At 63.2% G+C, this 20,626-nt stretch carries 19 protein-coding genes; 8 read left to right on the forward strand and 11 right to left on the reverse strand.

Going from position 1 to position 20,626, the window contains the following annotated elements; all coding sequences use genetic code 11:
• The first annotated feature begins 15 nt into the window (after positions 1 to 15).
• Positions 16 to 1,185 (forward strand): homoserine O-acetyltransferase MetX, encoded by a 1,170-nt coding sequence (gene metX, locus AC1L34_RS08775; protein WP_424293171.1) that lies wholly within the window; start codon positions 16 to 18, stop codon positions 1,183 to 1,185.
• A gap of 77 nt (positions 1,186 to 1,262) precedes the next feature.
• Positions 1,263 to 2,987: a DUF3556 domain-containing protein gene (locus AC1L34_RS08780; RefSeq protein WP_424322282.1), complete on the forward strand. Its 1,725-nt coding sequence runs from the start codon at positions 1,263 to 1,265 to the stop codon at positions 2,985 to 2,987.
• A gap of 114 nt (positions 2,988 to 3,101) precedes the next feature.
• Here the strand turns inward: AC1L34_RS08780 and AC1L34_RS08785 are convergent, their stop codons facing one another.
• From AC1L34_RS08785 to AC1L34_RS08795, 3 genes are all read right to left on the reverse strand, one after another.
• Entirely contained in the window at positions 3,102 to 3,470 is a 369-nt protein-coding gene (locus AC1L34_RS08785) for a DUF3017 domain-containing protein (RefSeq protein ID WP_424294194.1), read from the reverse strand.
• Entirely contained in the window at positions 3,470 to 4,336 is an 867-nt protein-coding gene (locus AC1L34_RS08790) for a bifunctional methylenetetrahydrofolate dehydrogenase/methenyltetrahydrofolate cyclohydrolase (RefSeq protein WP_424294195.1), read from the reverse strand. The genes AC1L34_RS08785 and AC1L34_RS08790 overlap by 1 nt, the downstream gene beginning before the upstream one ends.
• A 129-nt stretch (positions 4,337 to 4,465) precedes the next feature.
• Positions 4,466 to 4,765, reverse strand: coding sequence for a hypothetical protein (locus tag AC1L34_RS08795; RefSeq protein WP_424294196.1), 300 nt, complete (start codon positions 4,763 to 4,765; stop codon positions 4,466 to 4,468).
• Between AC1L34_RS08795 and AC1L34_RS08800 the strand changes: the two genes are divergently transcribed.
• Positions 4,764 to 4,967: a calcium-binding protein gene (locus AC1L34_RS08800; protein WP_424294197.1), complete on the forward strand. Its 204-nt coding sequence runs from the start codon at positions 4,764 to 4,766 to the stop codon at positions 4,965 to 4,967. The genes AC1L34_RS08795 and AC1L34_RS08800 overlap by 2 nt on opposite strands.
• 41 nt (positions 4,968 to 5,008) lie before the next feature.
• On the opposite strand, the gene AC1L34_RS08805 is transcribed toward AC1L34_RS08800, so the two are convergent.
• Positions 5,009 to 5,182: a hypothetical protein gene (locus tag AC1L34_RS08805; RefSeq protein ID WP_424294198.1), complete on the reverse strand. Its 174-nt coding sequence runs from the start codon at positions 5,180 to 5,182 to the stop codon at positions 5,009 to 5,011.
• Positions 5,183 to 5,512: 330 nt separating this feature from the next.
• On the opposite strand from AC1L34_RS08805, the gene AC1L34_RS08810 reads away from it, so the two are divergent.
• Positions 5,513 to 5,977: a tRNA (cytidine(34)-2'-O)-methyltransferase gene (locus tag AC1L34_RS08810; protein WP_424321930.1), complete on the forward strand. Its 465-nt coding sequence runs from the start codon at positions 5,513 to 5,515 to the stop codon at positions 5,975 to 5,977.
• Here the strand turns inward: AC1L34_RS08810 and AC1L34_RS08815 are convergent, their stop codons facing one another.
• Complete coding sequence (locus AC1L34_RS08815) at positions 5,978 to 7,060, reverse strand: citrate synthase (protein WP_424321931.1); 1,083 nt, start codon at positions 7,058 to 7,060, stop codon at positions 5,978 to 5,980.
• Positions 7,061 to 7,113: 53 nt separating this feature from the next.
• Here AC1L34_RS08815 and AC1L34_RS08820 point away from each other — a divergent pair, with 53 nt between their 5' ends.
• A complete protein-coding gene (locus tag AC1L34_RS08820; RefSeq protein ID WP_480035282.1) occupies positions 7,114 to 8,265 on the forward strand; it encodes a citrate/2-methylcitrate synthase in 1,152 nt (383 codons plus the stop codon).
• 15 nt (positions 8,266 to 8,280) lie between these two features.
• Here the strand turns inward: AC1L34_RS08820 and nagB are convergent, their stop codons facing one another.
• Complete coding sequence (gene nagB / locus AC1L34_RS08825; protein WP_424294202.1) at positions 8,281 to 9,033, reverse strand: glucosamine-6-phosphate deaminase; 753 nt, start codon at positions 9,031 to 9,033, stop codon at positions 8,281 to 8,283.
• Positions 9,034 to 9,112: 79 nt separating this feature from the next.
• Positions 9,113 to 12,376, reverse strand: coding sequence for an error-prone DNA polymerase (locus AC1L34_RS08830; RefSeq protein ID WP_424321932.1), 3,264 nt, complete (start codon positions 12,374 to 12,376; stop codon positions 9,113 to 9,115).
• Positions 12,377 to 12,513: 137 nt separating this feature from the next.
• Between AC1L34_RS08830 and AC1L34_RS08835 the strand changes: the two genes are divergently transcribed.
• Positions 12,514 to 14,442, forward strand: coding sequence for an SDR family oxidoreductase (locus AC1L34_RS08835; protein ID WP_424294999.1), 1,929 nt, complete (start codon positions 12,514 to 12,516; stop codon positions 14,440 to 14,442).
• Positions 14,443 to 14,476: 34 nt separating this feature from the next.
• Positions 14,477 to 15,589 (forward strand): alanine racemase, encoded by a 1,113-nt coding sequence (locus AC1L34_RS08840; protein ID WP_480035283.1) that lies wholly within the window; start codon positions 14,477 to 14,479, stop codon positions 15,587 to 15,589.
• Between the two features lie 7 nt (positions 15,590 to 15,596).
• On the opposite strand, the gene AC1L34_RS08845 is transcribed toward AC1L34_RS08840, so the two are convergent.
• A complete protein-coding gene (locus tag AC1L34_RS08845) occupies positions 15,597 to 17,231 on the reverse strand; it encodes a DNA polymerase Y family protein (RefSeq protein WP_424295012.1) in 1,635 nt (544 codons plus the stop codon).
• Positions 17,232 to 17,298: 67 nt separating this feature from the next.
• Entirely contained in the window at positions 17,299 to 18,102 is an 804-nt protein-coding gene (locus AC1L34_RS08850; protein ID WP_424321934.1) for a hypothetical protein, read from the reverse strand.
• A gap of 205 nt (positions 18,103 to 18,307) precedes the next feature.
• On the opposite strand from AC1L34_RS08850, the gene AC1L34_RS08855 reads away from it, so the two are divergent.
• On the forward strand, positions 18,308 to 18,829 hold the full coding sequence (locus AC1L34_RS08855) for a hypothetical protein (RefSeq protein ID WP_424321935.1): 522 nt from the start codon (positions 18,308 to 18,310) through the stop codon (positions 18,827 to 18,829).
• A gap of 10 nt (positions 18,830 to 18,839) precedes the next feature.
• Here AC1L34_RS08855 and AC1L34_RS08860 read toward each other — a convergent pair whose 3' ends face one another.
• Together AC1L34_RS08860 and AC1L34_RS08865 are read right to left on the reverse strand one after the other, a co-directional pair.
• The gene (locus tag AC1L34_RS08860; protein ID WP_424295005.1) at positions 18,840 to 19,598 is read right to left on the reverse strand and encodes an ABC transporter permease; all 759 of its coding nucleotides are present in this window, start codon (positions 19,596 to 19,598) and stop codon (positions 18,840 to 18,842) included.
• Between the two features lie 36 nt (positions 19,599 to 19,634).
• The gene (locus AC1L34_RS08865) at positions 19,635 to 20,564 is read right to left on the reverse strand and encodes a radical SAM family protein (protein WP_424295006.1); all 930 of its coding nucleotides are present in this window, start codon (positions 20,562 to 20,564) and stop codon (positions 19,635 to 19,637) included.
• Positions 20,565 to 20,626: the final 62 nt, after the last annotated feature.

A 20,626-nucleotide genomic window follows, 5' to 3' on the forward strand; every position in this document is an offset into this window, starting at 1 on the left:
ATGGAAGGGAGCTCGGTGTCGGTAGGTATCGACCCGGCCACGACGACTTCAGCGCCGGTGAGCGACCCCAACTGGGCTAGCGGACCCGACGGGACGCAGACTGCTGTCTCGATCGGCGATCTGCGGCTCGATTCGGGTGCTGTCCTCGCCGATGTCACCGTCACCTTCCAGAAGTGGGGAACCCCCAACGCTGCACGCGACAACATCATCGTCGCGCTGCACGCGTTGACCGGAAATTCGCACGTCACAGGTCCGGCCAATGAGCGTTTCACCATGACTGGTTGGTGGGATGGCCTCATTGGACCGGGCCTGGCCATCGACACCGACGAATGGTGCGTTTTGGCACCCAACGCGATTGGCGGCTGCTACGGCTCCACCGGCCCCGGTTCGACGGCACCCGACGGCAAGGCGTGGGGCTCCCGCTTTCCGCGGCTGACGATCCGCGACCTCGTGCGGTCGGAGGCGATTGCGTTCGAACAACTCGGGATTACCAAGATCGCCGCCGTCGCTGGCGGCTCCATGGGTGGCGCACGAGCACTGGAATGGGCCGTTACCTACCCTGGACGCGTCGGCACGTCACTGGTCCTTGCGGTGGGTGCTCGTGCGAGTGCCGATCAGATCGGCACTCAGACCACCCAGATCGAAGCGATCCGGATGGACCCGGCATGGCAGGGCGGCGACTACTACGACACCGACCACTCACCAAGCACAGGCATGGGCATCGCCCGCCGGATCGCGCACCTGAGTTACCGCAACGACCGCGAACTCGACGATCGTTTCCAGAATCGCCCGCAGGGTGATGAGAACCCGCTCGTCGACGGACGTTACTCCATCGCCAGCTACCTGGAGCACCAGGCAAACAAGCTCAAACGGCGCTTCGACCCCGGTAGCTACGTCGTATTGTCGGACGTGCTGAACAACCACGATGTCGGACGCGATCGCGGCGGCGTACAGGCCGCGCTGAACGCATGCACCGTTCCGACGATCGTCGGGGGTATCGATTCCGATCGCCTGTACCCGCTGTATCAGCAAGAGGAATTGGCACGCGAACTCGGCAACGTCGTCGGTGGCCTCCGCGTGGTGCATTCCGATGCCGGTCACGACGGATTTCTCACCGAATTTGAGCCGATCCGCGACCTGCTCGTCGAGACGGTTCAATTGGCGCGCACCAACATTCAGCGATAGTCGTGCGGTCCGTGATTACGTGACGGATTCCCCCTAAAGCAGCCAACCGAACAAGCGCTTGGTTGTAGCTTCGATGTATGAGCTTCCTGAAGCAAAACACCCCTGAAGTCGACTTTCCCACCTGGAGCCAGGGGTCCCGCTCAGAGAAGATCAAACCGATGGCACGACATTGGGCCGAGGTGGGTTTCGGTACCCCGGTGGCGATGCACCTGTTCTATGTGGTGAAGATCCTCGCCTACATTCTCATCGGTTGGGCCATCGTTATCTCGACGCCGGGCATCGATGGCTTTTTCGACGTTACGTCCTGGTATACCGAGCCCATCGTCTTTCAGAAGATCGTCCTGTTCACGATGCTCTTCGAAGTGATTGGCCTTGGCTGCGGCTTCGGCCCGCTCAACAACCGGTACTTCCCGCCGATGGGATCGATTCTCTATTGGCTGCGCCCCGGCACCATCCGGCAGCCTCCGTGGGCGGGGATTCCACTGACCGCCGGCGATACCCGCACGCCAATCGACGTATTGCTCTACGCAGCACTCCTGGTGGTAACGGTCGTCACGCTGTTCCTCGGCGGGACCGGCCCGGATGCTTCCGTCGGTTCGACCGTTGGCGGGTTACCCACCTGGTCGGTCGTCACTATCCTGGTGCTTCTCGCGGTGTTGGGGTTGCGGGATAAGACGGTCTTTCTCGCTGCCCGTGGCGAGGTGTACGGCGCGCTCACGGTGACGTTCCTGTTCGTCGGGACCGACATGATCCTCGGTGCCAAACTCGTCTTTCTGTGCATTTGGTTGGGTGCCGCAACCTCAAAGCTCAACCGCCACTTCCCCTTCGTCATTGCGACGATGATGTCGAACAACCCGATCCTCAAGTCGCCCCGACTCAAGCGGATGTTCTTCGCCGACTTCCCTGACGACCTGCGTCCCGGACGTCCAGCCCGCGTGATCGCCCACTTCTCGACGGCCGTCGAGGGCCTTGTTCCGCTGGTTCTGTTTTTCACCCACGGTGGCTGGCCGACCGCCATCGCCGCCATCATCATGCTGTGTTTCCACTTCGGCATCCTGTCGGCGATCCCGATGGGGGTGCCGTTGGAATGGAACGTCTTCATGATGTTTGGCGTGCTGACGCTATTCGTCGGTCACTCCGATATCGGACTCACCGACCTCCAGACACCGTGGCCGGTCCTACTCTTTGCGGTGTCTGCGGCCACCATTGTGATTGGCAATCTGATGCCGCGAAAGGTCTCGTTCCTGCCCGGTATGCGGTACTACGCGGGCAACTGGGACACCACGCTTTGGTGCATGAAACCATCAGCGTCCGCGAAACTCCAGGAGGGTATCGTCTCCGTCGCGGCCATGCCAGCCGCCCAACTCCAACGGTTTTACGGCAGTCCCGAAGGTGCGCAAGTTGCGTTGTACATGGGTTATGCGTTCCGCGCATTTAACAGCCACGGCCGGGCGCTGTTCACCCTTGCCCACCGCGCAATGGCCGGCTACGACGAGGCCGACTACATGCTCACCGACGGCGAGCGAATCTGCGCCATGGCGATGGGGTGGAACTTCGGTGACGGTCACCTCTCCAACGAGCAACTCATCGCCTCATTGCAGCGCCGCTGCCAGTTTGAGCCGGGCGAGGTCCGGATCGTCTTGCTCGACGCACAGCCGATCCAGCATCAAACCCAGCAATACCGACTCATCGATCCCGCGATCGGCGAATTTGAGCACGGCTACGTCAACGTCTCCGACCTCGTCGATCGTCAGCCCTGGGACGACACCGTACCGATTAATGTCGAATCGCCAACCGCCTAGCCCGTTCTCGCATGATGCGTCGATTCCCGCACCACGTCTGACGTGGTGCGGGAATCGACGCATCATGCGAGAAGGTAGGGGCGCAGCCCCGGACGACGGCTGCGGGTCGGGGGGTTACGCGGTGCCGAGGGAGTCGATTGATGTTGCTAGCCATAGGACGACGGCGCCGAGCGCCAGCATGGCGCTGATGTCGAAAGCACGGCTGCGGATCTGCAATAGGCCGATGCGGTGGGCCGGCAGGAAGGCGCGGAACGCCGCGCCCAGCAGCATCGCCGAGCCAAACACAAACGCCCCGCGCCGCCACCGATCGATCAGGATGAGGACGGCCGCAGCAGCGATCACCAGAAGGACCAGGTAGTACGGGATATTGACGAAAACGCCGTAGAGCTGCCGAGCTTTGCGGATGGATTCGACCCGATCCTCATCGACAGGCGTCGACGAGTTCGGGTCGCGGTCCGGTGCGGGGCCGACATGCTCGACCATCAGTTGCCCTGCGACTGTGCCAGTTCGAGTTCGGCGCGCTCAACGACGTTTGCCAGCAGGAAAGCGCGAGTCAGGGGGCCAACGCCGCCCGGGTTCGGCGACACCGCACCGGCTACTTCCCATACGTCCGGGTGCACATCGCCGGTCAGGCCAGCATCCGTGCGGCTCACGCCCACGTCGATGACCGCAGCGCCGGGCTTCACCATGTCGGGCGTGATGAGATGCGGTACACCGGCAGCACCAACCACGATGTCAGCGCGTCGAACCTCGGCGGCGAGGTCGCGGGTGCCGGTGTGGCACAACGTGACGGTCGCGTTTTCGCTGCGGCGTGTCAGCATCAGGCCGATCGGACGCCCAATGGTGACGCCACGTCCGACGACAGTCACGTGTGCGCCGTCGATCGGAATGTCGTAGCGGCGCAGCAGGTGGATAACGCCGCGCGGCGTGCACGGCAAGGTTGCTTCCTTGCCGAGGACCAGGCGTCCCAGGTTGATGGGGTGCAGACCGTCGGCATCCTTCTCGGGTGCGATCCGCTCCAGTGCCGCGTTCTCGTCAAGGTGCTTCGGCAGCGGCAACTGCACGATGTAGCCGGTGCAGGCGGGGTCGGCGTTCAGTTCGTCGATCGCGGCGTTGAGTTGCTCGGTGGTCGCATCGGCAGGCAGGTCCTTGCGGATCGACGCAATGCCCACCTTGGCACAGTCGGAGTGCTTGCCCTTCACGTACGAGCGCGAGCCGGGGTCGTCGCCCACCAGCACGGTACCGAGGCCCGGCGTGATGCCAGCCTCTTTGAGTCGTGCCACTCGGGCAGTGAGATCAACAAAGATCTCGTCGCGGGTAAGTTTGCCGTCCAGTCGAATCGCCGTCACGGTTACCTATTGTTCCACTAGTCCGGACGCCACCGCTTCAGGCCCAGCATTCGAGGCTGAATGCCGACACGCGCTTCACTCCTTCGGGTGATTCTCCGCGCCAGGGACCAGCGCGACGGGCATCACGCGTTAGGTTGGCACCACCCATTGAAAGGGGTCCCCTTTGCGCCGGTCGATCAATCTCATAGTCGCCGCAGCCGCAGCACTGGCCGTGCTGTCCGGATGCTCAAGCGAGCAGTCTTCAACTGCCGAGTCCAGTCCCGCTCGCACGACGGCGATCACGACCGCACCGGAGACTGGTGAAACGACCGCGACCACCGAAACGACTGAGACCGGGGAAACGACCAATACCCCGGAGACCACGGAAACGACGCCAGTCGCACCACCGGTATCGGCCGCGGCGGCGGTCATGCCGAACGTCGTGTGCATGAACCTCCAGGCGGCCCAGGATGCGATTCAGGATGCCGGGGTGTTCTTTTCTCGCAGCGACGACGCGACCGGTCGGGGCCGCAGCCAAGTGCTTGACCGGAACTGGATCGTGGTCAGCCAGACCCCGAGTGCGGGCAGTCCCGTCGGCGAGGCCGAGGCCGTGTTGTCCGCGGTAAAGATCGGTGAACCGAACCCCTGCTAGCCCTGGCAGGTAAGCCCGGCGATTCCGCTACTGCGAATCGCCTAGGCGACGGCCATCTGCGAGCGTGCGACGGCGAGGAATTCCTCGACGGTCACGTAGAAGCCGGTGGCGTCGTCGATCTGGAACCAAACGGTCTGCTTGGGATCGAGGTCGGCCGGATCGGCAGTGTTGTTGTTGATGATTGGACTGTGCTTATTAATGGTCTTCGTACGCATTGTGTATGCCTCCTGGCATGAGTAGGTGGCAGCGACTCGCGTCGCTGCGAAACGTGGTGGGTCTAGGGCTCCGATAATCAGCCCAATGACGGTCTGCGTTGAGGTTCTCATCTAGTCGCCTGCGCCACTCGGCGCGCGACCTAGACCCAGAGGTCCTCAGGAGATCGGCAACTGTACCGGCGGATCGTGAGATGATCGACGCCATCGCGTTGCTGAACAGCTATCATCGCACGGTCGTTCGATCCCGTCAAGGGTTTATGATGCGCGGCCGTCGTGCCGACGCCCAGGCCGACCACTCGAGTGCTCTCGGCGCAGCTATAGGATTACCTGGTGTTTCGGATCATGTACTACGAACCCTGCATCCCACCCAATACCGGAAATGCCATCCGGATCGCGGCCAATACCGGCTGTGAGCTGCACTTGGTTGAGCCGCTTGGTTTCACCATGACCGACACTCAGGTCCGGCGCGCTGGCCTCGACTACCACGAGATGGCGAACGTGACCGTGCATCCAGATCTGCCGACGGCATGGGACAAACTACAGCCCACGAGAGTCTTCGCCTTCTCATCGCACGCGACGCGGTTCTACACCGATGTCTCGTACGAGGCGGGTGACGTCCTTCTCTTTGGCCCCGAGCCCACCGGACTCCCCGATGAGGTGCTCGCCGATTCACATATCACCGATCAACTCCGGATCCCGATGCTGCCCGACCGCCGTTCGATGAATCTGGCGAACGCCACCAGCGTCGCACTGTACGAAGCGTGGCGACAGCACGACTTCAGCGGTGCGGTGTAGTCAGCTGGTCCGACTACCGCGCCACCGCAGCGGAGCCTCCTGGTACTCCTCCGCAGCATGCGCCACCATGCCCACCGTTCTGCCGTACTGAAACACCACCTCGGCAGACCGTGGCGGCAAGCCGATCTCGCTGGTGACAATCGCGCCGGCCAAGTCGATGTTCATGGGCCGCCCGACCCGCTCTTCAATGGCCCGGGCCGCCGCTACAGCCGACGATTCCGGACGATCGGCAATGACTCGATCGACAACGATCCGCGCTCGCGGATCCGAACCCGTATAGATGACGTGCCCGAAACCTGGCACGCCACCTGCCACCACTGCATCCGCGAGCGCCCGGTCGACGTCAACACCCGAAAGCACCGCGTCGAGCAGTCCACGCGCCGACACGGTAACGCCGCCGTGCAACGGCCCCGACAGCGCCGCATATCCGGCAAGCAATACGTCGAGGAGCCCGGCTCTGGCCGACGCGGCAACGCGAGCCGCCGTCGTTGAAGCGGCCAAACCGTTGTCAATCAGGACTGTGGCAAGCACGTCGATCCATGGGTGTGTGAAATCAATTTCGGGGACCGCGGCCGCGAGTTTCGGGAGTAAACTCAGCGTTCGCCCGGCGAGATCAGACAGGTCGGCGCGCAGCGGATCAGCAGCAGCCATCAGCGCCACTGCCAACGGGATTCGCCTTTCGATCGGCAACCCCGCGACGATGTCCCAGTTAACCTCTGGCATCGGCGACGGAACCGTCGTGGCGTCAAGTACATCAGCATCGAGCACAAGACGGGCGGCCCCGTCGAATCCCAGTTCGGCGCACAACTGCTCAAGGTCGCGGCCGCGTAAGAACAGTCGATTGTCACGAATCACCGAAACGCTGCTGGTGACCGCGCGAAACTTCAAGAGGCGATCTCCGGCCCGTCGACCGTCAGCCTTCCCGGCAGCAAGCGAGTCGATCTGGGTCCGATTGAACTGCGACTCCGCCTTCCCCGATATCCGACGCGATTCGAGCACCCCGCGGCTAACGTACGAATACAGCGTCCCGCGCTTGACGCCCAGTCGAGCTGCGGCCTCTGACGTGCCAATCCACTCGTCCATCCATTGATTGAATCAACATTGCAGATGTTGATCAACAGGTGGAGACTCGGTCCATGACCAACGCAACGGAAACGGCCCCCGGCAGCGCACTCATCAGCGTGCCTCGCGGCCTCAAGAATGTGATTGTCACCGATACGACCATCGGCGATGTCCGCGGCGACGAAGGTTTCTACCACTACCGCCAGTACGACGCAACTCAACTTGCCCGGACAGAGAAGTTCGAAGACGTCTGGCATCTGATGATCCACGGGAGCCTCCCCGACCAAGCCCAGTCGACCGCTTTCACTCAGCAGGTCGGCGAACTGCGGGCGCTCGACGCCGCAACGATCGATCTGCTGCGGCGGGCCGTGACTCCCGGCGTTGAGCCCCTCGCCGCCCTACGGTTGGCTCTCGCGTCGGCGGGCATCCTGGAACAGCCACTGTTCGACCTCGACGAAGCGGCACGCACTCGCGCTGCCCTGCGGTATGCGGCGATCGCACCGACGGTGGTCGCAGCGGCTTTCCGACTCGCGCAGGGCCTCGACGTCATTGATGCCGACCCGAGTATGGGACACGTTGCCGACTACCTGCGGATGTCGACGGGCAAAACCGACGAGCAGGCCATCAGTGCTCTGCAGACCTACCTAATCACGACCATCGACCACGGATTCAATGCCTCGACGTTCGCCGGTCGCGTCGTCGCGTCCTCGGGATCAGATATGACGTCGTCGATCCTCGGCGCGCTCGGTGCCTTCCTCGGGCCGTTGCACGGCGGTGCCCCGGGACGTGCTCTCGCCGCCCTCGACGACATCGGAGATCCCGCCAACACCCGCGACTGGGTGCGCGGGAAAATTGAGTCCGGCGACGTCATCATGGGTTTCGGCCACGCCGTCTACCGGACACACGACCCCCGTGCTCAACTTCTCAAAGAGGTCGTCCAAGCCCGCTACGACAGCCCGCTGGTCCAACACGCAGTCGCCGTTGAAGGGGAAATCGAGACCGCTATCAACGAGCTCAAGCCTGGCCGCAAGCTGTACGCGAATGTCGAGTACTACGCGGGCGTCCTGATGAGTGAAGTCGGCTTGCCGCCTGCGATGTTCACCCCCACGTTCGGGGTTGCGCGCATCGTCGGATGGACCGCCAACATCCTGGAGCAGGCGGCCGAGGGAAAGATCATTCGTCCCGTCTCCCGCTACGTGGGTCCGGAGCCCAAACGCGGCGCGTAGCACGCCGGGTTCAGCTCAGCGCGGCTTGTTCGCGTACACGTACTTGTAGTATTCGGCGTCCTTCAGTTTGCTGGCGGCGGCATTGTCGATAACAACGGTGGCGCGCGGATGCCACTGCAGGATCGACGCCGGGCACGATGCCGACAGCGGGCCTTCGACAGCTCTAGCGATCGCGTCAGCTTTGCCCTCACCGGTCGCAACAAGCGCGAGATGCTTTGCGTCGCAGATGGTTCCAAGCCCCTGAGTGATGACGTGCTGGGGCACTTCGTCGAAGCTGTCGAAGAAGCGGGCGTTGTCGTTGCGGGTCTCTGCCGTCAGCGTTTTGATACGGGTACGCGAGGTCAGCGACGACGACGGTTCGTTGAAACCGATGTGCCCGTTGCTGCCGATTCCCAGGATCTGGACGTCAACCGGTCCGATGCCCTTGATCAGGTCGTCGTAGGCATCTGCAGCGGCGATGCTGTCGTCGGTCATCCCGTCGGGCGAATTTACCTCGCCGATATCGACGTGATCGGTGAACTTATCTCGAATAAACCGCGCGTACGATTCCGGGTGCGTGGTTGGCAGGCCCACGTACTCGTCGAGCAGGACCGCATCGACGCCGGCAAACGAGAGACCCTCCTCCCGGTGCCTGCGAATCAGTTCGGTGTAGGTGCGCAGCGGCGACGAGCCGGTTGCTAACCCCAGAACTGATGCACCGCCGCGTACCGCATTGGCAATGATGTCGGCCATCACCTGTTCCGGATGATCCACGATCACGATCTCCATGCGTTCCCTGCTTTCGTTCGTTGCCAAATCCGAACCTGCTCGCGACCTTATCGTGGATCGCACCTACCGATGAGGATGATCAACACCAGTCGCGCGATCGAGTCCCGACCTTCAAATCTAGCTTCTGCAATCGGTCAGCGACGACGGTCACCGCGCCTTCCGCGTTCTGCACGGTGCCGCGGATCAACAGCGCCGACGACGTTTGCGCAAGCTTTCGGTACCGCGACCACAAACCGACCGAGCACACCACATTCACCATGCCGGTCTCGTCCTCAAGATTGACGAACGTGACGCCGGAGGCGGTCGCGGGCCGTTGCCGATGCGTCACCGCGCCACCGACGAGCACCCGCGTCCCGTCTTCGACTGACAACAATCGGTCGGCCGGGACCACGCCCATCGCATCGAGTCGCGGCCGCAAGTATTCCGTCGGGTACGACCGCGGCGAGATCCCCGTCGACAACGCGTCGACGGTCGTCAATTCCACCTCAGACATGCCGGGGAGGACGGGAGCCGAACGCGGGGCTTCGACATCGAGTTGGTCACTGCGGCCAGCGATGACCCCGGTTTCCCACAGCGCTGCGCGACGATCCAACCCTAAACTGGCGAACGCATCGGCGGTGGCCAGCGACTCCAACTGCGAAGTAGTGAGTCCGGCCCGCCGCGACAGGTCCGTGACCGACGTGAATGGCCCATCGGCGCGCGCGCTGATAATTGCCTCTGCGGCTTCGTCGGACAGTCCGCGAATGGCGCCCAACCCAATTCGGATGTCGAGTCCGTTGTTCTCCAGTCCCGCATGCGGCAGGGACCAGTTCACATCGGGCCGATGCACTTGCACGCCGTGTCGGCGGGCATCGGCGACCAACGACTGCGGCGAATAGAACCCCATCGGCTGCGCCCGCAACAGTCCCGCGCAGAAGGCCGCCGGGTAATGCAGCTTGAACCACGCCGAATAGAAGACGAGGGACGCGAAACTCTGCGAATGGCTTTCAGGGAAACCAAAATTGGCGAACGCCGCCATTTTCTCGTAAATGCGGTCCGCGAGCTCGCCGGTGATGCCGTGCGTTTCGCGCATGCCGTCGTAGAACCGTTTCTTGAGGCGCTGCATCTTTTCCGGCGACCGCTTGGACCCCATCGCCCGGCGCAGTTGGTCGGCTTCTCCCGCGGTAAACCCGGCGACATCGCGCGCCACCTGCATCAGTTGCTCCTGAAACAGCGGTATGCCGAGTGTCCTGCCGAGCGCCGCATCCATGGACGGATGGTCGGATTTGGCTTCTTCCAGTCCGTTGCGACGCCGCAGGTACGGGTGCACCGATCCACCCTGAATGGGACCGGGCCGGATCAGCGCCACCTCAACGACGAGATCGTAGAAGTTTTGCGGCTTCAGTCGTGGCAACGTCGCCATCTGCGCCCGCGACTCCACCTGAAAGACACCAACCGAATCGGCCCGGCACAGCATGTCGTAGACGGCTTTCTCCGACAGATCGATCTTCGCCAGGTCGACGTCAACCCCATGGTGCTCGGATACCAGGTCGATCATGTAGTGCAGCGCCGACAGCATGCCCAGGCCAAGCAAGTCGAACTTCACCAACCCGATCACCGCGCAGTCGTCCTTGTCCCACTGCAGCACGCTGCGCCCGGGCATCCGCGCCCATTCCGTCGGGCAGACGTCAGCGATCGGCCGGTCGCAAATCACCATGCCGCCCGAGTGGATTCCCAAATGCCTTGGCAACGAGGAAATCTGGGACGCCAACTCGCGGACATCGGCGGGGGCCGACTCCGGCATCTTGCTCCATGCGTCCTGCTGCCCGCTGGCGTAGCCGAGCGCCCGCGCCATATCCCGGATCGCCGACCGCCCGCGGTAGGTGATCACATTGGCAACCTGTGCACTGTGTTTGCGCCCGTGCTTGGCATAGACGTGCTGGATGGCTTCTTCACGACGATCGGATTCGATGTCGACGTCGATGTCGGGAGGCCCGTCGCGCTCCACCGACAGGAACCGTTCAAACAGCAGGTGGTTGGCAACCGGATCGACGTTGGTGATCCCGAGGGCGAAGCAGACCGCCGAGTTGGCGGCGCTCCCCCGCCCCTGACAGAGGATCCCGTTGCGTTTACAAAAGCTGACGATGTCGTGGACGACGAGGAAGTATCCGGGAAAAGTGAGGGTCTCAATGATGGCGAGCTCATGGTCGATCTGCCGGTAGGCATCGGGCCGTTGCTCGCGGGTCCCAAACCGATCCCGGGCACCGCGCTCGGTGAGTTCGCGGAGCCAACTCGCTTCGGTGTGACCGGCCGGGACGTCGAAGGGCGGCAGGTTTGGGGCAATCAGCCCGAGCGAAAATGTGCACTCGTCGGCGATAGCGACCGCATTGTCGATGGCCTCGCGGTGGGCGGGCATCAATCGGAGCATTTCGTCACCGCTGCGCAGGTGTGCGCCGCCCACGCCGGGAAGCCAACCGTCGATGGTGGCCATGTCGGTGCGCGCCCGCACTGCCGCCATCGCCGTGGCCAGGCGACCGTTCTGTGGCGCAGCAAAGTGTGCGCCGGTAGTCGCGACGGTTGGCACCCGATGCAGCGCAGCCAGGGAGGCCAAGATCGCGGTGCGTTCGTCGTCGTCGGAGCCGGTTCCGGGGCTCAATTCGACGGCGACATTGCTCGCACCAAAGCGGTCGATAAGTTCGCCGAGCGCGGTATCGGCCGCCCTCCGACCACCGCGATCGAGGGCGCGCCGCACCGACCCCTTGCGACAGCCAGTGAGGATTTGCCAATGCCCGGTGGCCGCGTGTTCGGCGATGACGGTGAGGTCGTAGCGCAGTAGCCCCTTCTCTCCACCGCTCATATGGGCATCGGCAATCACCCGGGAGAGCCTGCGGTATCCCTCGTCCCGGCGGGCAAGTACCAGCAGGTGCTCCCCCGGCGGATCGACGGCACCGGCTCGAGCGGCGTCGCGCTGCAGCGACAGCTCGGCACCAAAAACGGTCGGCATGCCAAATTCGCGAGCGGCTTCAGCAAACCGTACGACGCCGTAAAAGCCGTCATGATCGGTCAACGCGAGCCCTCTCAATCCCAGCCGCTGACCTTCTTCGACCATCGATTCAGGCATGGAGGCACCATCGAGGAAGCTATAGGCGCTGTGCGCGTGTAGTTCCGCATACGGGACCGTCGATGAACCAAACTCGATGTCGGCGGCCTGATAGGAGTCACGTTTCCGCGACCAGGCAGGCGAGTCGTTGCCGTCACCCGTTGGTGAAAATGTGGTGCCCGGTCGGTCCGCAGGGCCAGCCGGGCGCCCCGACAGCACCCGTTCCATCTCCGACCAGGTCGGAGGACCGTTGTTCCAACCCACTCTCCAAATATAGAACATCTGTTCGATACCAATCAACCGGCAATCTGCATCGATGCCGTGCCAAATCAGCAATCGTTCCGAGCCAGCCGACCCGGCAAATCCATCATCCCCGCACCCAGTTGTGAGACCCTGGGGCCGTGACGAGTTATTTTGTGACCGGTGGCAGCGGCTTCATCGGCCACCAAGTGGTCCAAAAACTCTTGGCCAGCGACCCAGAGGCCCAGGTTTATGCCTTGGTGCGCACCGGGTCACTGCAACGTTTCTCCGAGGCAATGGACCGTGTTGACGGTAACGACCGCGTCACCACCGTCGTAGGCGAACTCACCTCCGACGGCCTGGGCATCGACGCCGCAACGAACACCGCGCTCGACGCCATCGACCATGTCATCCACCTCGCGGCCCTGTACGACGTGACCGCAACCGAAGAAGCACAACGCGCGGTTAACGTCGAGGGCACTCGCCGCGTCGTGGAGTTCGCACGGTCGCGGGGCGCGATGCTCCATCACATGTCATCGGTCGCGGTCGCCGGCGACTACGACGGCGACTTCACCGAGAACGACTTCGATTTAGGCCAGGGGTTTCCTTCCGGTTGCCATCGCACCAAGTTCGACGCCGAACGCATCGTCCGCGACACCGCAGAACTGAACTGGCGCATCTACCGGCCGTCGGCCGTCGTCGGCGATTCCAGGACCGGCCGCACTAACAAAATTGATGGTCCGTACTACTTCTTCGGACACCTCTCGGCACTCAGTGGGCTTCCGTCATTCCTGCGATTGCCGGTCCCCGACGTTGGTCACCTGAACATGGTGCCGGTTGATTTCGTGGCGGAGGCGATCGTCGCGCTGATCGGCGTGCAACCGGGGCACAGCGGACTGGTGTTTCACCTGGGCGATCCGCAACAGCGCTCCGTCAGCGACCTCTTCAACGCGATCGTCCCCGGCTTCGGCGGCCCCAGCAGTTTTACCGCATTTCCCTCTGCGCTGGTCCGACCCATCTTGTCGATGAGCGGCCTCGGCCCACTGCGCCCGTGCCGCGATCTCGTAGCACTGCAGGCCGGGCTGCCACCGGGGATTCTTGACATCGCCGCACTCCCGGTCACTTTCCGATGCGACACCACCACTGCGACCCTGGCGGGCCTCGGTATCTCAGTGCCCGACCTCGCGGCCTACGGCCCCAAGCTCGCCGAGTATTGGTACCAGCATTTGGATCCGGCACGGCACCGTCGCACAGATACCCGCGGACCCCTCGTCGGCAAACACATCCTGATCACCGGCGCATCCTCTGGCATCGGCCGAGCGACGGCCCGCATGTGCGTGCGCCGCGGTGCCACCGTGTTTCTGGTGGCACGCAATGCCGAACAGTTGGTGGAGACCGCCGCCGAACTCGACGCCGAAGTTCCCGTCCCCGGCCTTCCCATTGGCCGCGCCCACGCCTACCCGGCCGATATCAGTGACGAATCCGCAGTCGCGACACTCGTCAAATCTGTTCTGGCCGAACATGATCACATCGACGTGCTGGTCAATAATGCGGGCCGCTCCATCCGCCGTTCCACCGCCAATGCGGTCGACCGTTCGCATGACTACCACCGCATGATGGCCGTCAACTACTTCGGTGCCGTCTATCTGACCCTGGCGCTGCTGCCACATATGACGGGCAGGCAATCGGGCCACGTGGTGAATGTGTCGTCGATTGAAGTGCAGAGTCGCGCACCCCGATTCGGCGCGTACGCGGCGTCGAAGGCCGCATTGGAGGCGTTCAGCGATGCGACCGGCGCCGAAACGCTCTCCGATCACGTCACCTTCAGCAATGTCCGAATCCCGTTGACTCGCACCAGGATGATCGTTCCGACCAACGCCTACGATGCGGTCCGCGGCATCTGGAGCGTCGACAAGGCCGCACATCGGGTGCTGCGCGCGATCGTCGTTCGCCCCAAGCGGGTCAATACGATGCTCGGTGACCTCATTAGCTTCGGTCATCACGCCGCACCGCGCCTCACCAACCGCCTGCTGCATCAGGAGTTTCTGATCAACGACGAGTCTGACGCCGCGCTCGGCCGCATTAGCTGAGCAGGGATCACCCTGTTCGTGCAACGATCGGGGTATGTCAGCCCCGTCTGCCCGATCACTCACCTCCGTCGACACGCCGTATCTTGTTGTCGACGTTGAACGTTTGGACCGCAACCTGAATTCGATGGCAGCGTGGGCGTCCGAACACGGTGTGGCGTTGCGTCCACACGCCAAAACTCATAAGTGCGCGCAGATCTCGACCCGCCAACTCGGTGCGGGAGCGGTTGGATTGACTGTCGCCACGATTGGCGAAGCGGAAGTTTTCGCCAACATCGGCGTCGACGATCTGTTCATCGCGTACCCGCTGTGGCTTTCCGGGAGCAAAGTTGAGCGGTTGCGAGCACTTTGCGTGCGGGCCACGATAAGCGTTGGGGTCGACTCGGCGGTCGGCGCTCGCCGACTGGCCGAAGCGTTGGCGGGTGTTCCGGTGACAGTACTGGTAGAGGCGGATTCCGGCATGCACCGCACGGGAGTCTCGCCCGCGGAGGTCGTCGCCGTGGCAACTGCGGCGCGCGATGGCGGACTCGACGTGGCAGGCGTGTTCACTTTCCCAGGGCACGGCTATGGCCCGGGAACGGCTCGGTCCGAAGCCGCCTCGCAGGAAGCCCAATCGCTCGCGGAAGCTGCGGAACTGTTGCGGTCACATGACTTTGAGATTCGCGTGGTAAGTGGAGGGTCCACTCCGACAATCCATTTTGCCGATGCTGGCGTCGTCACGGAGCTGCGGCCCGGCGTGTACCCGTTTTATGACGCTCAACAACTCGAACTCGAAAGCTGCACCATTGACGACGTCGCACTGACTGCAGTCGCGACCGTCGTCAGCAAGGCGACAACTCCGGGCGGTAAGGGTGAGCGCATTGTGCTCGACGCCGGTAGCAAGATCCTGGGTGCCGATCGGCCAACTTGGACAACGGGTTTCGGTCGACTCGCCGACTTTCTAGCCGCCCGAATCGTGTCCTTGTCCGAGCATCACGCGGTTGTTGACTTCCCGGCTGACAATAGCGCACCCGAACTGGGCGACCGCGTACGAGTGATCCCCAATCATGTGTGCTCCGCGGTGAACCTGGTTGACGCCCTGTACGCCCAGGTGTCCGGTGACGAGCGACTACAAACCTGGCCGGTCATTGCCCGCGGTGCGAACTCGTAATCTGCGCTCATTCGTAGATCCCTTCGACGGTCCACTCCGCGTCGCGGCAGCAGAGGAGAAGGGCTCGCGAATCGGCCAGTAGCACTTGCGCCCGGGCTTTTCCGGGGCCAAACGGCCAGGGCCCAGCCCACCAGCGCAGCGGATAGAACCGACCGCTCATCCGCACCACCGCCGGGTCGGCACTGAAGGCACCGCGAGCATCGAGCGTGACTGGCCGTTCGGTGGCGTCAAAGACTTCGGCCCCGGTCTGCGTCAACAACGACGGTGCCGGTCGTGCCAATCGGTCTGGCCAAGCGGCTTCGGGGTCGCGCGGGGATCGCAGTTCGTCACCGAAAGCCACCAGGGCTACTTGTTCGGTCGGTCCACGACCGCCGCTGCGCACTGGGACTCGAACCGATTCGCCACCGAGGAGTCCTTGGACGCGGACTAATGCGCGGCGGGCCTGATCTCCTAATCCGTCACCAACTTCCCCAGGTAGTCCCTCCCCTGAAAGCGCATGCTGCATCGATCCCGGGTTCACCAGTTCCACCGGTTCTAATGCCAGTCGGGCGATCGGCGAATCGGGCGCATCACCACCTGAAGCCCGGCCGGTCAGCCAGCCTTCCAGTTGCCAACGCACGCGATCGGCAGTCGCTTCGGGGGTTAACGGTTCGGCGCATCGCCAGGTCCGCGAATACTGCTGTCCTCGTTCAGTGAAGGCATGAATGGTCAGTCGAGTGCAGGCCAATGCCGATGCGGACAGTCGTTGATGCAGTTGCTCCGCCAAACGCCGCCCCAGGAAGGCTGCGGCATCGATGCGCTCGACTGGCGGATCGCAGACGTGCTCCACTTCCAGCGCTGAGGCGATGGGTGCCCGTATGGGGCGGCGACCGGGCAGTCCGCGGACCAGTCGATGCGCGGTGATCGCATCGCTAGAAAACCGTGACGCCACATCGGCGGCATCCAACGAGGCAAACGACCCAAGTGTGCGAATCCCCAAGCGCCACAAGAGATTGACAAGATCAATACGGCCAGGCCCGGTTAATGCAGGTTCCACCACGAGATCGGCGATGGGTCTCGGGGCAAGGTAGTCGGCGTCTTGCCCCGGTGGCACTGTCTGCCCAGACCTGGCAGCAAGGACTGCAGTGAAGAGTTCGTCAGCGATCCCCACTCGAGCCTCGACGCCTCCCACCATCAGCGGTTCCAGTGCCGCCCCCGCACGTGATTCGCGTCCCGCGCCCTGCCCCACGGCCGCGACCACATCGGCCAACTGTTCTGCCAACCGGTCTTCTCCCCCGAAGAACCGTGCCGCGCGGTCAGCGGCAATCACCAGCAGTCCGGGCCGGAGCACTTCGGTCATCGGAACGATGCCGGTGACCGCAGCGACGACTGGCTCAAAGACCCTTCCGTCGCGCGCGGGGTCGGCGTCACTCACGATAAGTTCCGGACACAGCGACTGTGCTTGTCGCTTGCGCATGCCGCGACGGACCCCATCAGCCCGCGCAGCATGCGAGCACGCCTGAACCTGCCCCGCGTGCAGCACTGCCACCGGCGCGCTCGGCGGTACGCCGGCAACTGCTGCCGCGGCAGTGGTCGGCCAGTCTGGACACCACAGTGCCAAGATCCGTAGCCCCGACGACGTGACCGATTCCCCGCCAACCATTTTCCCGCCAACCACTTCCCTGCCGACCACTTCCCCGTTCATCCCGCCGGTACTCATTTCGCCGCGCTCAATTCGCTACGGCCAGCCCGCGAGACCGTCCGGAAACCGGATTGGCTGCCCCTGAGGTTTCGGGACCGAATCCGCTTTCCCACTGAGATTCCGGTTTCACCAATCGCATGACCCCTTCCTCGCCCAGTCCGGGGACAACGAGGTCGAAGGTGTCGCTGACTGGCCGCGCACCGGGCGCGGTAATCTGCACGTCCACGCGAAAACCACCGATCCGGCCGTATCCACTTCGCCGCAGCGGGAGGTGACGGTAGCTCTGCACTTCACCACGTACCCGCGTAGCGGTGCCGGACCAATCACCAAGCACCATCAGCGTGGACGACTGCTTCCGCGCCCGCCCACCCAAGACACGTGCTCTGGCTGGCGGTACCGACATCCCGGTGTGCCCGAGTCTGTCCTCAAACCCCAGCACCACCAGGTCGATACCATCGAGCAGCACGGCCGCCACTTCGAGTCGATCGACTCCGGGGTCGGCAATCACCGCGATCCGACTCAGATCCGCTCCCATCTCTACTGCCGAGGCAAGGTTGAGACGAGGCAGCCCCACCAACGCCACTGTGTTTCCGGTTCGACTCGCCTCCGCGATGATCGACATCGGAATCACCGATGCCCCGGACACTGCGGTGACGGCACTGCGCGGCAATCCTCCCTTAGGAAACAGCGACGCTAGCGACTCCGGCACTGCGATGACACCTTGTGATTTAACCCCCGATGCCGTTCCGGCCAAGGCTCCGTTTTCTCCGGAGAGCTTGCTCAACCGCCGCCGCAAGTCCTCCAACTCACCGGCTTTCCGTACCGCGCCCATAGCCCTTCCCCTCGTCGTATCGGACTGTCCGAAGAGGCAGGGAAGATGCCCTTCATCGAACTTTTGTTCGATACTAGAACGGCCCTCTGACAATCGTCAACGAGCCGATAAACACCCACATCAGAGGTGCTTTTTTGCCCCGCAAGCCACATTCAAAACCAACAGAACCACCGGCCACTCAACGCCATGCTTTACCGTTGGATCCATGCAGTCACGCGCGCTTGGATTTGCCGTCATCATTACCGCCGTCACCGCCATCGCCGTGACCGCACTGCCCTGGTTCAACTTGAATAGCTTTGGACTGCAGGCGCATTGGAACGGACTCGGATTGGGCAACATCAGCCACGACGAACTCGACGTTGCCCCCAATGGCCGCGGATGGCTAATTGTGGGCGCATCGGCATTCGCCATCCTGGCCGCATTGGCCGCCTTCCTAACCGCGCCGTCGGCCCGTCCAATCGCTCGGCTAATGGCCGGGATGGCGGCAATTGGCGCCACCGCCGCATCCCTGGTTCCGATCGCCATCATGATCTGGCCGTCGTGGTACTTCGGCAGTTTCCAGCAAGACCTCGGAATGACGAACATCCCGCTCGAAGTCAGCAACGTCATCCTGGTCGCACTCATTGTGATCCTGCTCGTCTTGGCAGTTCTCTGTGCGGCACTCTTCGTCGAACGCACCGAAGACCATCCGATCGGCGAACGCCCCGCCAGGCCCAGCAAAATCTAGCGTCGGGGCATCAACCAGCAGGCAGCGGCTTGGTCTTGACCGGCGACATCGCATAGGCCGTGGCCACCGAGGCCATCGCGCCCGCTGCCAAGATCGACGCCAGCACGATGATTTGAAATCGTCCAGCCTCAACGGGTGAGAGTCCACCGAAGATCGCGCCAACGAAAGCCCCTGGCAACGTCACCAGACCGGTTGTCTTCGCTTGGTCCGTAGCCGGGATCATCGCGTGATGTACCGCCTGCCTCGCCATCGAGACGGTGGCCTGCCGTGGCGTTGCACCGAGCGCCAGCCAGCCCTCCACCTCGCTCCAGCGATCTCTGATCGCCTCATTGAGCCGACGACCAGTCAAGGTCACCGAATTCATGGCGTTTCCAACAATAATTCCGGCCAGCGCCAGCACATACCGCGACGACAGTTCCAACGTGCCCGTGCCAAACACGATGAGCAGCACCGCTCCGACACCGGCACCCATCGCCCCGGCCACCGTCAGCATCACCGACCACCGGCGACGTCCGGCGCCCAACCGTCGCGCCGCAGTTAACACGGCGACCGCGAACATTGCCGCGACCCCGAGTGCCACCAATAATCCGTTCTCGATGACACCGCTCAGAATCAGACTAAGCACGCTCAACTGCACCAGCCCGCGAGCAATTGCCCATAGCGGCGCCCAACGCTGCGGCACTCCATACCACCACAGCACCCCGGTCGACATGACCGCTAACAGCACTACCCCGATGAGCGTGTTCAGCGGCGCGTGCACTTGGGGCATAACCAATGAAAGCACTGACACCGGCACGATCGCCGGTCAGAACAGGGTCAGCGCCGAAGTTGTCGAGAAGTCGTCACGGGGCAGTCGAGCGGCGGGTGCCAGCGTCGGCGGCAAATCCGATACCGCATCGCCCCCGAGTCCATATCGCTCCACCAACGGCCCCATCCGGGAGCGCAACTTCATCGAATACTCCGCGGATACGAAACTTCGCTTGCCATAGAGCGACCGATAACGCCGGACCAGTGCCGGATGCTCAACGCCCAGCCAGTCTAGAAATTCGGTGCCGAGATCCCCGTCGAGCTGCAGTGGCGACACCGACACTCGCGCCGCACCGGCGTCGGCCAGCACAGACAAGAGCTCGGATAGTTGGGATGTGCCGTCGGCCAGCAGCGGGGCCAGCGGAGCAATGCGGACGTGCGGCGCCAAGCCTGCCGATGCCAACCCTTCCACCAAGGCCACCCGGGCCTGCGGCGTTGAGGCCCCCGGCTCAAGCCGCGACGACAACGCGGGATCGAGCGTTGGCACCGCGATCGACACCGTAACTGGCACCGAACGCGCTATTAGCCGCAGCAGTGGAAGGTCGCGGGAAAGAAGCGGAGACGACGTGAACAGTGCAATTGGGGTCTGCGATTCCGCCAGCACTGCCAACACCTGGGGCATCAGCCGATAGCGCTCTTCTACCGGCTGATAGGGATCATCGACGGTGCCAAACGCCACGGTCTCGCGCCGCCAGGACCGCCGATGCACTTCCCGTCGCAGCACGCCGGCCGCATTCATCTTGACTTGAAGCTCCCCACCCAACCGTTGAAGCGTCGAGGTGGCAAAGCTGTACCGGTGGCTCCGATCGCCGGTGACAGACTCGAGCATTGTGCGCGCCAGAATCTCGTGCACCCGAATACCCGGCGCCTCGGGGATCATCACAGATCTCACGAGGTCACCGCACACCAGTTCGGTCAGCGCCGCCATGCCATCTATACGAACATACGTGCGATATCCGAGTCAAGGGATGTCCCCCTCGCCAGATACCA

The sequence above is a fragment of the Gordonia sp. 34D genome, assembly GCF_056682775.1.

Bases quoted from the DNA above. Each gene is read 5' to 3' on its own strand.
- AC1L34_RS08780 (WP_424322282.1), top strand. From the start codon at position 1,263: ATGAGCTTCCTGAAGCAAAACACCCCTGAAGTCGACTTTCCCACCTGG.
- AC1L34_RS08785 (WP_424294194.1), bottom strand. From the start codon at position 3,470: ATGGTCGAGCATGTCGGCCCCGCACCGGACCGCGACCCGAACTCGTCG.
- AC1L34_RS08800 (WP_424294197.1), top strand. From the start codon at position 4,764: ATGAACCTCCAGGCGGCCCAGGATGCGATTCAGGATGCCGGGGTGTTC.
- AC1L34_RS08795 (WP_424294196.1), bottom strand. From the start codon at position 4,765: ATGCACACGACGTTCGGCATGACCGCCGCCGCGGCCGATACCGGTGGT.
- AC1L34_RS08805 (WP_424294198.1), bottom strand. From the start codon at position 5,182: ATGCGTACGAAGACCATTAATAAGCACAGTCCAATCATCAACAACAAC.
- AC1L34_RS08815 (WP_424321931.1), bottom strand. From the start codon at position 7,060: ATGGACGAGTGGATTGGCACGTCAGAGGCCGCAGCTCGACTGGGCGTC.
- AC1L34_RS08820 (WP_480035282.1), top strand. From the start codon at position 7,114: ATGACCAACGCAACGGAAACGGCCCCCGGCAGCGCACTCATCAGCGTG.
- nagB (WP_424294202.1), bottom strand. From the start codon at position 9,033: ATGGAGATCGTGATCGTGGATCATCCGGAACAGGTGATGGCCGACATC.
- AC1L34_RS08840 (WP_480035283.1), top strand. From the start codon at position 14,477: ATGTCAGCCCCGTCTGCCCGATCACTCACCTCCGTCGACACGCCGTAT.
- AC1L34_RS08845 (WP_424295012.1), bottom strand. From the start codon at position 17,231: ATGGTTGGCGGGGAATCGGTCACGTCGTCGGGGCTACGGATCTTGGCA.
- AC1L34_RS08850 (WP_424321934.1), bottom strand. From the start codon at position 18,102: ATGGGCGCGGTACGGAAAGCCGGTGAGTTGGAGGACTTGCGGCGGCGG.
- AC1L34_RS08855 (WP_424321935.1), top strand. From the start codon at position 18,308: ATGCAGTCACGCGCGCTTGGATTTGCCGTCATCATTACCGCCGTCACC.
- AC1L34_RS08860 (WP_424295005.1), bottom strand. From the start codon at position 19,598: ATGCCCCAAGTGCACGCGCCGCTGAACACGCTCATCGGGGTAGTGCTG.
- AC1L34_RS08865 (WP_424295006.1), bottom strand. From the start codon at position 20,564: ATGGCGGCGCTGACCGAACTGGTGTGCGGTGACCTCGTGAGATCTGTG.